The 12,198-nt window shown below is 61.9% G+C and carries 10 protein-coding genes; 8 read left to right on the top strand and 2 right to left on the bottom strand.

All coding sequences use genetic code 11. The features are described 5' to 3' along the window. Positions 1 to 200 precede the first annotated feature (200 nt). Positions 201 to 374: a hypothetical protein gene (locus tag HV822_RS17905; protein WP_238871613.1), complete on the bottom strand. Its 174-nt coding sequence runs from the start codon at positions 372 to 374 to the stop codon at positions 201 to 203. 198 nt (positions 375 to 572) lie between these two features. Between HV822_RS17905 and HV822_RS17900 the strand changes: the two genes are divergently transcribed. The 8 genes from HV822_RS17900 to HV822_RS17865 all read left to right on the top strand — a co-directional run bounded on the left by HV822_RS17900 (position 573) and on the right by HV822_RS17865 (position 9,792). Further along, positions 573 to 1,457, top strand: a complete 885-nt coding sequence (locus HV822_RS17900) for an SDR family NAD(P)-dependent oxidoreductase (RefSeq protein WP_238871612.1) — start codon at positions 573 to 575, stop codon at positions 1,455 to 1,457. 3 nt (positions 1,458 to 1,460) lie between these two features. Continuing rightward, positions 1,461 to 1,922, top strand: a complete 462-nt coding sequence (locus tag HV822_RS17895; protein WP_238871611.1) for a nuclear transport factor 2 family protein — start codon at positions 1,461 to 1,463, stop codon at positions 1,920 to 1,922. After that, positions 1,912 to 3,150, top strand: a complete 1,239-nt coding sequence (locus HV822_RS17890) for an NADH:flavin oxidoreductase (protein WP_238871610.1) — start codon at positions 1,912 to 1,914, stop codon at positions 3,148 to 3,150. The genes HV822_RS17895 and HV822_RS17890 overlap by 11 nt, the downstream gene beginning before the upstream one ends. Positions 3,151 to 3,169: 19 nt before the next feature. Next, entirely contained in the window at positions 3,170 to 4,651 is a 1,482-nt protein-coding gene (locus HV822_RS17885; RefSeq protein WP_238871609.1) for an FAD-dependent oxidoreductase, read from the top strand. 114 nt (positions 4,652 to 4,765) lie between these two features. Continuing rightward, positions 4,766 to 5,956, top strand: coding sequence for an acyl-CoA dehydrogenase family protein (locus HV822_RS17880; RefSeq protein ID WP_238871608.1), 1,191 nt, complete (start codon positions 4,766 to 4,768; stop codon positions 5,954 to 5,956). A gap of 10 nt (positions 5,957 to 5,966) precedes the next feature. After that, the gene (locus HV822_RS17875) at positions 5,967 to 7,100 is read left to right on the top strand and encodes an acyl-CoA dehydrogenase family protein (RefSeq protein WP_238871607.1); all 1,134 of its coding nucleotides are present in this window, start codon (positions 5,967 to 5,969) and stop codon (positions 7,098 to 7,100) included. Positions 7,101 to 7,319: 219 nt separating this feature from the next. After that, positions 7,320 to 8,999 (top strand): class I adenylate-forming enzyme family protein, encoded by a 1,680-nt coding sequence (locus HV822_RS17870; protein ID WP_238871606.1) that lies wholly within the window; start codon positions 7,320 to 7,322, stop codon positions 8,997 to 8,999. Position 9,000: 1 nt separating this feature from the next. Beyond that, positions 9,001 to 9,792, top strand: coding sequence for an SDR family NAD(P)-dependent oxidoreductase (locus HV822_RS17865; RefSeq protein WP_238871605.1), 792 nt, complete (start codon positions 9,001 to 9,003; stop codon positions 9,790 to 9,792). A gap of 235 nt (positions 9,793 to 10,027) precedes the next feature. Here HV822_RS17865 and HV822_RS17860 read toward each other — a convergent pair whose 3' ends face one another. Then, entirely contained in the window at positions 10,028 to 12,151 is a 2,124-nt protein-coding gene (locus tag HV822_RS17860; RefSeq protein ID WP_238871604.1) for an NAD(P)/FAD-dependent oxidoreductase, read from the bottom strand. Positions 12,152 to 12,198 lie beyond the last annotated feature (47 nt).

Genomic DNA, 12,198 nt, shown 5'->3' with positions numbered 1-12,198 from the left:
CGGGCTGGGACGCGCAACTCCGCGGTAATTCCGGACTCGGCGGAAGCCCGCTGTAAAGGTGCCAGAGATTGCTGCGCACGAACGTCCGGATATTAGGCGAACGGCGATTGCAGGCCTGCAAAGAAGCCGATAGCGAACAAACAGGTGCACCTTGGCAAGCAGATACCCCAGGCAGGACGAGGCGCACGGCTCGCCGCCCGCTAGGGCAGCAGCTTGGCGACAGGCATTGGCCCATTGGCGCATAGGGTTGGGTTGGCTGTGCAACGCGGCTGATCGTGCTGTGCCAGTGGGGAGTTGAGTGCCGCAGTCATGAGCAGCAGCAACAGCGCAGCTGCGCCTGCGCAGATCCACAGATGAATACGTGATGTCTTCATGTTGGGCCCTCTTATTGAGATTGTGTGAGCCGTTGGTCTGGTATCGATGGCTGCATTCTGCCGTGTTGAACAGCGTCTGCCTCGTCCAAATGGGTTAGGTTTGGCGTGCGGCGACGAGCGGGGAATATCGTCCGCTCAGACGATGTTTCGGCACGGGGCTGTTTCCACAATCGTTGTGAAAACGAGGAAGCAGGCCTGATGCAAAAACACATTTCACAGGGCGTGGCACTGGTTACCGGTGCGAGTCGCGGTGTTGGTGCTGGCATTGCCGAGGCGCTTGGCGCCGCCGGGATGACGGTTTACCTGAGCGCTCGCACGCTGAGCGGTAGCGGTGTTGACGAGGTCAAAGGGCAGCGTCTGGGCGGTAATCTGCAGACTGCCGCGCTGGCGATCGAGGCGGCGGGTGGCCTGGCAGTGGCGGTGCAGTGTGACCACGCTGACGATGAGCAGGTACGGGCGCTGATGGCGCGGATTGAGCGCGAGCAGGGCCGGCTGGATGTGTTGGTCAACAACGCTACTTGCCTGCCGTCGATGCTGACCGACTCTGGTCCGTTCTGGCAGAAGCCGCTGGCGATGTCGCAGATGTTGGATGTTGGCTTGCGCTCTGCCTATGTGGCTACCCATCTGGCTATGCCGCTGCTGCTCAAAAGCCCGCAGGCACTCGTCGTTTTTATCTCCAGCTTTGGCGCCAACTGTTACATGCACGGCCCCGCCTACGGTGCTCAGAAAGCGGGGTGCGACAAGATGGCGGCCGATATGGCGGTCGACATGGAAGGCACATCGGTATCGACGGTGTCGCTCTGGCTGGGCTTGCAAAAGACTGAGCGCAGTGCGCTGGCCGGCAGTGCTGAGGGCGTGGATTACGCGGCCTTTCTGGCGCGGGCCGAAACGCCGCAATTCACCGGGCGGGTCATTCACTCGCTATGGCAGGACCCTGCGCTAACGCATCTGAGCGGGCAAACGCTGATCGTCGCTGAGCAGGCCGCGGCCTATGGCCTGACGGATGTGAATGGACATCAACCGGCGTCGCTACGTCAGCAGCTTGGCGCGCCGCCTGCGGTGCATCCGGCGCGGGTGGGTTGAGTCATGGCCACCCTTGAGGCGCGCCTGCAGGCGCTGGAAGACCGCGAGGCCATCCGCGAACTCAAACACCGTTACCTCAATGCCTGTGACAGCAAAGACGTTGAGCGCATCCGCAGCTGTTTCGCCAGTGGGGCTATCTGGATCGATTTTGGGCCGATTGGCACCTTCACCGAGCGAGATGCTTTTGTCGCGCTGTATCAACAGATGGCCTGCCAGCCGCAGGTGATTGACCTGCACCACGCCGCCAACCCTGAAATCACCCTGCATTCGGGCGGCGAGGCTAGCGCGCGCTGGGCGATTTTCTATTTCAACCTGGATGCTGACAGCGGCCTCACTCGGCAGCTGGGCGGCGTCTATCTGGACCGCTACCGCAAGGGGGATGAGGGCTGGCAGATCGTCGAGTCGGTGTGCCGCCTGCATTCAGTGGTGACCGGTCGCACCTTGGGAGAGCCTGATGAGCACTGAGATGAATTCGCCGCTGGCCGCAGCCTATCAGCCGCTTCGTGTTGGCCCGATACAGCTGAAGAACCGCTTTATCAAAGCGGCCACCAACGAGGGCATGTCGCCCAACGGGATTCCTTCACAGCAACTGGTGCAGTTTCACGCGGGTGTTGCCGCCGGCGGCGCGGCCCTGACCACCGTTGCCTACTGCGCTGTCAGCGATGACGGCTGCACCTTGCCCAATCAGATTCAGCTCAATCGCCAAACCTTGCCACACCTGCGCGCGTTGACCGATGCGGTGCATGCAGCCGGTGGCAAGGCGTCGGCGCAGATTACCCATGGTGGCTGCTTTGTCTTTACTCGTGCGCCAGGGCAGGGGCGTCCGCTGTCGGCCAGTGGCGGTTTCAACAAGATCGGCTTGATGAGCGGAATGTTCTTCAAGAAGCAAATGAGCGAGGCGGATATGCAGCGCATCGCCGTCGATTTTGCCCGTGGCGCACGATTGGCACAGGAAGCGGGGTTTGATGCGGTGGAGATCCACATGGGCCACGGCTACCTGCTCAGCCAGTTTCTGTCGCCGCGGTACAACCAGCGCAAGGATGCCTACGGCGGAAGTCTGGAGAACCGCTTGCGCTTTCCGCGCCAGGTGCTGCGTGCAGTGCTGGATGCGGTTGGCAACGAGCTGGCGGTGATCTGCAAGTTCAGCATGGTGGAGGGCGCGCGCGGCGGCAATCACATTGACGAGGGTGTGCAGATTGCCCGGGCGCTGGCCGAGGAGGGCGCCCATCTGCTGGTGCTCAGCGCCGGTCTGAATGCGGAGTCCATCACCACCATGTTCGGTTCCTCCTTTCCGCCGGAAAACCGCGCGGTGGTGACCAATCCGGTGATGAAGTTTGCGATGTACCTGCAACAGCTGGCTGAGAAGCCACGTGAGTTCAAGCCTCTGTATCTGCTCAAGTACGCGCGGCAAATTCGCGCCGCGGTGGATGTACCGCTGGCCTACCTGGGTGGGTTGACCAGTGCCGAGGGTGTGGTGGAGCTGGTAGACGAAGGCTTTGAGGCCTTGGCGCTCGGCCGTGTGCTGATTCATGACCCGAACTGGGTGAATGCCCTGGGCCAAGGCGTGGCACGCCAGTCCGGCTGCACCGCCTGCAATCGCTGCGTAGCCATGATGTACACCGAGGGCGGTACCAGCTGCGTGCTGGGCCTGCCAGGTGACCCAATACTCAACAGCCTGCCTGCCGCTGGCTGATCAACAGGGACGATGCTTAGTGAACACACAAACACCCTTTTCCCCAGGCCGAGCCATCGACCTTGATCAGGTGCCGCAGTGGGATCTGCAAACCGAGGTCCTGATCGTGGGCTTTGGTGCAGCTGGTGCTTGCGCGGCGATTGAGGCGCGTCAGGCCGGTGCTGAAGTGGCAGTGCTGGAGGTGTCCGGTGACGGCGGCGGCAGCGCCGCGCTATCAGGCGGCGAGGTGTACGTCGGTGGTAACGGCGGCACTGACGTCCAGCGCGAGCATGGTTTTACCGACAGCACCGAGGCGCTGCGTAAGTACCTGATGCTCTCTGGCGGCCCGGCGGCTGATGCCGAGCGGGTGGACTGCTACGCCGAGGGCGCGCTGCAGCACTTTAATTGGCTGCGCGAGCAGGGCGTGCCGTTTAAGGGCAGCTATCTGCCGGGCAAGTGGATTGAACCGCCAACTGATGACACCTTGCTGTGGTCTGGCAACGAGCAGGCCTGGCCGTTCAGCGCCGCGGCCGAGCCGGCACCCCGCGGGCACACGGTGCAATTTACTGGTTGGGGCGGCGGCAAAGTGCTAATGCAGGTGCTTTGCGAGCGCGCTCGCGCACTGGGCGCCCAGGTGCACTGCAACAGCCGCGCGCTCTGTCTGATCCGCGATGATGCTCAGCGGGTAGTGGGTGTGGTGGCGCGCCAAGATGGGGAGATTCGTTATCTGCACGCCGCGCAGGGCGTGATTCTCTGCGCCGGTGGTTTTATCTGCAACACCGAGATGGTCCGTCGCTTTGTACCAACGGCGCTGGACTGTGAGCTGCCGGTAACCGGTGGCAATGACGACGGCTCGGGCATTCGCATGGGCATGAGCGTCGGTGCAGCCACCCTAAACATGCAGGAGCACTTTGCCACGCTGCCGTTCTTTCCGCCGGCATCGCTGGTCAAGGGTATTTTCGTCAATGGCCGTGGCCAGCGCTTTATCAACGAAGACTGCTATCACGGCCGGGTCGCGCACCACGTACTTCGCCAACCTGAAGGGCGCGCCTGGTTGCTGGTGGATAACGCGATCTTCGGCCGACCAATTATTCAGGAAGATATCGAGATTGCCGCCGTCGGTGAAAGCTGGGAGGAGGTGGAAGCGCAGCTCGGCCTGCCGACCGGAGCCCTGGTGCAGACGGTGGCCGAGTTCAATCGTCACGCTGCTGAGGGGCAGGACCCGTACTTCCACAAGAGCACTGAGTGGCTGCGCCCCTTCAGCGAGCCACCTTTTGCGGCCTTGAGTTACTGCAAGGGAGACTTTCAAGGTCATGCCTTCACCCTGGGCGGGCTATCTACCCGCCCAGGTGGCGAGGTGCTGGACGGCGACGGTAACCCCATTGCCGGGCTGTTCGCCGCAGGCCGCACAGCCTGCGGATTGCCGCGCTGGGGTGAGGGCTACGCCTCTGGCTTATCACTGGGTGATTCCACCTTCTTCGGGCGGCAGGCCGGACGCAGCGCGGCGACGCAGAACCACTGATTGTTGCTCAGGTCGTCCGTCTGGACGACGCCACCCTGGCGGCAGGCTCAGTAGAGTCGAGGCTGTCTTTATTCCGCGGGCCCAGGCCCAGCAGTCATTGTAAGCAGGTACAGCATGAACGAACTGGACGCCTTTCGCGCCGAGACCCGGGCCTGGCTGGAAGCCAATTGCCCCGCGTCAATGCGCACTCCCATGCCCTCCGACGAAATGGTCTGGGGCGGCAGTACTGTGCAATTCAACAGCGAGGACCAGCGCCTGTGGTTTGAACGCATGCGCGAAAAGGGCTGGTTCTGCCCGGACTGGCCGACCGAGTATGGTGGCGCCGGGTTAGACGTGCGTCGCCAGGCTATTTTGGATCAGGAGATGCGCCGCCTGCATTGCCGGCCACCGCAGATCAACTTGGGCATCTGGATGCTCGGCCCGGTGCTGCTGGAGTATGCCAGTGAAGAGCAGAAGCAACGTTTTCTGCCACCGATGGCCCGGGGCGAAGTGCGCTGGTGCCAGGGCTTCTCCGAGCCCAACGCTGGCTCCGACCTTGCCAGCCTGCGTACCAGCGCAGTGCTGGATGGCGACCACTACGTTATCAACGGTACCAAGATCTGGACTTCCTACGGCAACAAGTCTGACTGGATGTACGCCCTGGTGCGCACCGGCCCTATGGTGCCAAAACAGCAGGGCATCAGCCTGATCGTGCTGGACATGCATTCACCGGGCGTAAGCGTCAGCCCCATTGACCTGATCAGCGGCAAATCGTCCTTTTGTCAGGTGTTCTTCGACAACGTGCGAGTGCCCGCAGATCAACTGATTGGTGAAGTCAACGACGGCTGGAAGCTAGGGAAGGCGCTGTTGCAGCACGAGCGGCGGGCGATGTCGCGATTCAGTGAATCGGCGCTGCCGACCCACTTTGATCTGGACGAATACCTGACACGCTGCCTGCCTTCGCCCGAAGGTGCCGCCGAGCTGGCGCTGCAGCAACGTGCTATCCGCTGCCTGATGGACGAGGAGTGTTACAGCCTGGGTAACCGCCGCATGGTTGATGCCGTAAGTGCGCGCCAGGATGTGTCAGGGCTGATGGCCATCTCCAAGCTGGTACACACCGAGCAGGAGCGTGACAAGTTTGAGTTGCTGCTGGAGCTACTGGGCAATGCTGCGCTGGGTTGGGACGGAGACGGCTTCGCCGCACGTGACCTGGAGCTGACCAACTCATGGCTGATGAGCTTTGCGCAGACCATTGCCGGTGGCTCATCCGAGGTGCAGTTGAACGTGATCGCCAAGCGTGTGCTTGGCCTGCCGGACGCAAAATAAGGAGCGGGCCATGAGTCTGATTTACAACGAAGATCAACAGCAACTGCTCGACAGCGCGCGGGATTATCTGGCCGCCCGTTCACCGGTAAGTGCGCAACGTGCACTGCGCGATCAAGGCGTTGCTCAAGGTTTTGATAGCGGCGTGTGGCAAGGCATGGTCGAACTGGGCTGGAGCGCGGTGGCCTTTGCCGAAGAGCAGGGTGGTCTGGATTTTGGCTTTGCCGGTTATGCGCCGATTTTCGAGCAGATTGGGCAGCACCTGAGTGCCGCGCCGTTGCTCTCCAGTGTGGTGTTGTGTGGCAGCCTGATTGAGCAGCTGGCAAGTGCCGAGCAGCAGCAGGCGCTATTGCCGCAGCTGATCAGCGGCGCGCAGCGCTATGCCCTGGCGCTGGACGAGCACGACCGCCACCAGCCCGATAAGTGCACGCTGCAGGCAGTGGCCGAGGGTGATGGCTACCGGCTCGACGGTAGTAAGTGCTGGGTAGCCGACGGCGTTGAGGCCGACGGCTGGCTGGTCGTCGCCCGCCTGCCCGATGGGCTGCGTGGCGTGTTTGTTGTACCGGCAGGCACAGCCGGCGTGAGTGTAGCGCCGCGACGCATGATCGACGCACGCAATATGGCGGCGCTGAGTCTGCAACAGGTTGAGTTGCCGGCTGAGGCGCTGCTAAACAGCGGCGACACTGAAGCTGCGCTAGAGCGTGCGCTGGATCGAGGCCGCGCCTGCCTAGCGGCGGAGCTGCTGGGCATCTGCGACCGGCTGCTGGACACCACTGTGGAATACCTCAAGACCCGCGTGCAGTTTGATGCGCCGATCGGCAGCTTTCAGGCTCTGCAGCACCGCGCCGCTCGCTTGTACGTGCAGCAGCAGTTGGCACGCAATGCAGTGATGGCCGCCTTTGAAGCGCTGGATCGTGAGCAGGGTGATATTGCCGAGCGCCGTCGGCTGGTGGCCCTGGCCAAGTGGAAGGCCAACCAGGCGGCGCAACTGATCAGCAATGAAGCGGTGCAGATGCACGGTGGCATCGGCGTGACCGATGAGCTGGATATCGGCCTGTACTTGAAGCGCGTGCGCGTGGCGCAGGCGCAATTGGGCCGCAGTGACCTTATGGCGGCCCGCTACGCAGCACAGCGTCTGGCGCGCTGACGCTGTCTGGCCGAGCGCGGCAGCGCGGGCTGCCGCCGCACACAATGGATACAACAATGACAACAAGCATGCCTATGCGCGGTTCGCTGCGCCTGCTGGCCCTGTTGGGCTGTCTGTTCTATGCCCTGGCGGTGCGCGCCGATAGCGCCACCCCGGTGCTGTCCGCGAGCGGGGCGAGCTGCCCTGCGGCTGCTTCAACCCTCCACACGGAACCTTCCCATGAGCACCCAACACGCCTTCGTTGAACGTGCGCGGGCCAGTATCGGCCAACTGCTGCACGACCAATCACCCTTTGCCATCGACATCGACGCCAAGGGGGTAAAGTCTTTTCGCAACGCACCGGCGAATCTGGTCGAGGCGATCCAGGCCGGACGACAGCACGGCGCTGCGCCGTTTCTGTTGTGGCAGGAGCAGCGTTACAGTTTTGACAGCTTTTTTGCCGCTGCAGATCAACTGACCGCCGTTTTTCAACACGAACTGAAGCTGCAACCTGGCGAGCGGGTGGCCATCGCCATGCGCAATCGACCGGAATGGATGATCACCTTCGTAGCCGCCGTACAGGCTGGCCTGATTCCTGTGCCGCTCAATAGTTGGGGCCTGCGCGAGGAGCTGCTGTACGGTGTAAAGGATTGCGGCGCTGTCATGCTTGTCTGTGATCTGCAGCGTTGGCAGCAGGTGAACGGCGGACTGCCCGTTGATACCAAAGTGCTGCTGGTGGACAGCCAGGGCGACGAGCCAGAGGCTATGCAGTGGACGGATGTTATGGCGCAACAGTACGCACCGATGCAACTGCATCAGCCTGCGCCAGACGACGATGCACTTATCCTCTACACTTCCGGCACCACCAGTCGGGCCAAGGGCGTGGTGTCAACCCATCGCGCGCTCGGGCAGGCGCTGTTTGCTTTGGATTACCAGGGCGCCATGGCTGCCATGACCTCGCCGGACCGAATCAAGCCAATCCTGAGTTCGGGGCTTCAGCCGACCGCGCTACTATGCTTCCCCTTGTTTCATGTCAGCGGCTTGCACGCGCAGTTTCTCAGCATGCTGCGCAATGGTCGGCGCATGGTGATCATGTACAAGTGGGACGTAGAGCAGGCGCTACGTCTGATTGAGCAAGAAGGGTGTACACAATTCAGCGGTGCGCCGGTCATGATGCAGGAGCTGCTGGCACATCCGGGGTTTGATTCTTCCGCCACAGCCAGCCTGTTCTCTCTGGGGCTTGGTGGCGGTGCTGCCTCCAGCGCCTTGCTTGATCGCATTTTAACTATCAAACCGCACGCCATGGCCGGCACGGGCTACGGTATGACTGAGGGTAATGGCATAGGTGCCGCACATGCTGGCGATCAGTTCGTGCTGTTCCCCGCCAGTGCCGGGTGGCCGCTGCCAATTGTAGATATGGTGGTCGGCGAGCGTCCGGACCAGCCGGCTGCCGCGGGTGAACAGGGACCGATCTGGCTGCGCTCACCAGCGCTAATGCGAGGATACTGGAACCGCCCTCTGGATACCCGCGAGAGTCTGCTGGACGGCTGGCTGTTCAGCGGTGACGTGGGGCGGCTGGACCAGTACGGCATGATCAGCATCACCGACCGAATCAAAGACATCATCATCCGCGGCGGCGAAAATATCTCGGCACTGGAGGTAGAGCAGGTCGCTGCCAGTCACCCGGCCGTCGTTGAGGCAGCCGCCTTTGCCTGCCCTGATGCGCGCTTTGGTGAGACTGTGGGGTTGGCGGTCTACTGCCGTGAGGCGCTTGATTCCGAGCAGTTGCGCGGGTTCATGGCGGAACAGTTGGCAGCGTACAAGGTGCCGGAACAGATATGGTTCAGTCCGGAGCCACTGGCGCGCAACGCCACCGGCAAACTCCAGAAGCCGCAAATTAAGCTGGCGCTGGGAGTCTAGCATGGGTCAGCTTGACGGGAGGGTGGCGCTGGTCACTGGCGCCGCTATGGGCATCGGTCGTGGTATCTCCGAAGCCATGCTGGAGGCTGGTGCCAGCGTCATGTTGACGGACATAAACACCGCCGCACTGGCTGATGCGCAGGCAACCTTGGCTAGTCGATATCCGCAGCGCGTCGCCACGCAGCAGGTGGATGTTACCGACCGCGAGCAAGTGCGTGCCATGGTCAGCAAAACCAAGGAGCGCTTTGGCCGACTTGATGCGCTAGTCAATAACGCCTGGAAGGCGGGTCGCCTGACTCGCCTGGAGCAGCTGAGCGAAGCGCAGCTGCGCGGCGGTTTTGAGATGGCGGTGATGGCCGCCTTCTGGGCTATGCAGGCGGCGTTGCCGCTGTTTCGCCAGCAGGGAGGCGGGCGAGTGATCAACCTCTGCTCGCTTAATGGTGTCAACGCGCATCTGTATAGCGGCGACTACAACGCCGCCAAGGAAGGGCTGCGTACGCTCACGCGCACTGCGGCGCGGGAGTGGGCGCCAGACCAGATCTGCTGCAATGTCATTTGTCCGGGTGCTGCCAGCGCAGCTTATCAACGTTTTGCCGAGGCCAACCCGGGCAATGCCCGCGCCATGGCCGCTGCCAACCCTATGGGACGCATTGGCGATCCGCTGCAGGATATTGGCCCGGTGGCGGTGTTTCTGGCCAGTGACGCCAGCCGCTATGTCACAGGCAATACGCTGTTTGTCGATGGCGGTGCGCATATCAATGGCGTGTCCTGGGCTCCGGATCCGCCACAGTAGCGCTGCCAAACCCACGACTACACCCGCCGCCCGGCGGGTTTTTATTGCCATAGCTGGCAGACATAAAAAAACCGACACGGGGGAGAATCCCGTGTCGGTGAAAACAGCGCTTTCACGCTGTGCGTGGTCGTTAAGCTGGTCGCGCAGCTACAGCCACTAACGGAGGCATGGCATCAGCCATGGAACAAGTGTGACTGTTCAGTCGTATTTTGAAATCCTCCATTGGGACTAGTTCTTATAGCGCCAACACTGCGTCGGTCGCGGAGCGAATAGCTCCCTCGATATAACCCAGATCACCGCAGTCGCCGATCCGCTGCACGGTAATTCCGCTCTCTGCTAGGCTGTTGGCCAACCGCGCGTCCGGACCTGCACCAACCGCCAGCACTACTGAGTCCGCTGCCAGGCTGCACGACTCGCCCTCGGCGTTAAGGTAATGCACCTTCTGCTTATCGATGGCCTGAACCTGACACTGGGTGAGCAGCGGTACGTCATGGCGCTGAAGGGCGTCCAGTACTCGCCAGCGGCGCACAATGGACAACTCACGACCAAGACTCTGGCTAGGCTCCAGTACGCTGACACGGCGGCCACGCTCAACCAGAAACTCAGCTAGCTCCAAGCCAACCAAACCGCCACCGATAATCACGACGTGTTTGCCTAGCGGCATCCACAATTTAGAGAGCTGCTTAAGAGCGTCGGTGCTGTTGGTAGCGCCGGTCAGGCTGCCGGCTTTCATCATTGCGCGCTGGGTCAATGAGAGCTTATTGCGGGCAATCTCGTCGGCGCGGTCACCAGTCATCAGGCGGCGCAGTTCATCGCCGCTCCATACGTGCTTGGCATCAACACCGGGGATTGCCGGTGCCGCGCGCAGGGCGCCGCTGGCGACCAGCACCTGGTCAGCTTCCAGCTCACGCAGCAGCTGTGGCGTAGCCTCGGTGTTCAGACGCACGTCGATGGCCAGCTGACCAACCTGGTGAATCAGGTTGTCCAGCAACTTACCGTTTTCAGGGTAAGCCAGCGCGGCGAAGAATAAGGTGCCGCCCAGGCGGTTACTGCGCTCGATCAGGGTCACGCGCATACCGCGCAGTGCGCCTAGACGCGCGGCTTCAAGGCCGGCTGGGCCGCCGCCGACCACGACCAGATGACGGCAGGTTTCGGCGGGAAGGATCACTTTCTGGTATTCATGCCCGGTAAATGGATTGACCGCGCATTTGACCCGTTCATTGACAAAAATCTGGCTGACGCAAACATAGCAATAGATACAGGGACGAATGGCGGCAGCATCGTTTCGCATCAGTTTGTTTGGCAGCTCTGGGTCGGCAAGCATCTTGCGAGCCATGGCGACAAAGTCGCACTTGCCCTCGGCAATGGCCTTGTCTGCGACCTCCGGTTCCAGCCGTCCGACCGCGATCACCGGAATGTTCAACTGCTGTTTGACCTCGTCGGCCCAGTGCAGGAAGCCGGCCGGCTGTTGCACCAGGGGCGCCTCGGTGAAGGCTACTCCAGACTTGATAGCGGCGTAGGCCGAGATCGAAACGGCATCGGCGCCAGCCGTTTCAGCCATTCGCGCAAAGGCCTTGCATTCGTTAAGCGTGATTCCGCCTTCGGTATGCAGCTCCTCGGCGTCCAGCCGTAGCCAAACACCGAAACTGGACCCCGTGCGGGCGCGCACCTCGCGCAGAATTTCCAACATAAGCCGCGCACGGTTTTCCAGGCTGCCACCATAGTCATCCTCGCGCTGGTTGTAGTGCGCAGAGAGGAAGCCGGCGATGATATAGCTATGCGCGGCGTGAATCTCTACGCCGTCAAAGCCGGCACGTTTGGCACGCTCGGCGGCGCTGGCAAACCACTCGACCATCTGCGCGATGTCAGCCTGATCCATCACTCGGATGGTTGGCCGACCACGGCCTCTGGCGCTACTGATAAAACTGCCGAGTTCTTCGGGCGTCAGTGCCGCCATCATGTCGGTCTTCAGCGGCGGTGGCATTGACGGTACCCACAAATCTCGTCCTTCAGCCAAGTCACGGGTGGCGGTTTTGCCGGCGTGCTGAAGTTGCATGGCAATCTTGGCGCCATGCTTGTGTACCCGCGCGGCCAGTTGGCTGAGGCCTGGGATGAAGCGGTCATCGGACACGCCGACCTGATAAGGCTCGGCGGTGCCAGCAGGAAAGGCGACGGCGCACACGCCCATGATCAGCAGCCCGGCGCCGCCGGCGGCACGCGCCTCGTAATAGGCTTGTATACGCTCACCGCAACTGCCATCGCTTTCGGCGAAGTTGGAACCCATAGGCGCCATGATGATGCGGTTGCGTAGCTCCATTGCGCCAATGCGCCCCGGAGCCAGAATATTTTTATAGGACATGGCTAATCTCGACACCGCGCGCGGTGAGAAATACGCGCGCGATCTAG

It is taken from the genome of Halopseudomonas maritima (assembly GCF_021545785.1).
GTDB classification, from domain to species: domain Bacteria; phylum Pseudomonadota; class Gammaproteobacteria; order Pseudomonadales; family Pseudomonadaceae; genus Halopseudomonas; species Halopseudomonas maritima.
The sequence above is the reverse complement of the archived record's forward strand: the minus strand, read 5'-3'. Positions and strand labels throughout refer to the sequence as shown.

Bases quoted from the DNA above. Each gene is read 5' to 3' on its own strand.
- HV822_RS17870 (WP_238871606.1), top strand. From the start codon at position 7,320: ATGAGCACCCAACACGCCTTCGTTGAACGTGCGCGGGCCAGTATCGGC.
- HV822_RS17905 (WP_238871613.1), bottom strand. From the start codon at position 374: ATGAAGACATCACGTATTCATCTGTGGATCTGCGCAGGCGCAGCTGCG.
- HV822_RS17875 (WP_238871607.1), top strand. From the start codon at position 5,967: ATGAGTCTGATTTACAACGAAGATCAACAGCAACTGCTCGACAGCGCG.
- HV822_RS17880 (WP_238871608.1), top strand. From the start codon at position 4,766: ATGAACGAACTGGACGCCTTTCGCGCCGAGACCCGGGCCTGGCTGGAA.
- HV822_RS17860 (WP_238871604.1), bottom strand. From the start codon at position 12,151: ATGTCCTATAAAAATATTCTGGCTCCGGGGCGCATTGGCGCAATGGAG.
- HV822_RS17890 (WP_238871610.1), top strand. From the start codon at position 1,912: ATGAGCACTGAGATGAATTCGCCGCTGGCCGCAGCCTATCAGCCGCTT.
- HV822_RS17900 (WP_238871612.1), top strand. From the start codon at position 573: ATGCAAAAACACATTTCACAGGGCGTGGCACTGGTTACCGGTGCGAGT.
- HV822_RS17895 (WP_238871611.1), top strand. From the start codon at position 1,461: ATGGCCACCCTTGAGGCGCGCCTGCAGGCGCTGGAAGACCGCGAGGCC.
- HV822_RS17865 (WP_238871605.1), top strand. From the start codon at position 9,001: ATGGGTCAGCTTGACGGGAGGGTGGCGCTGGTCACTGGCGCCGCTATG.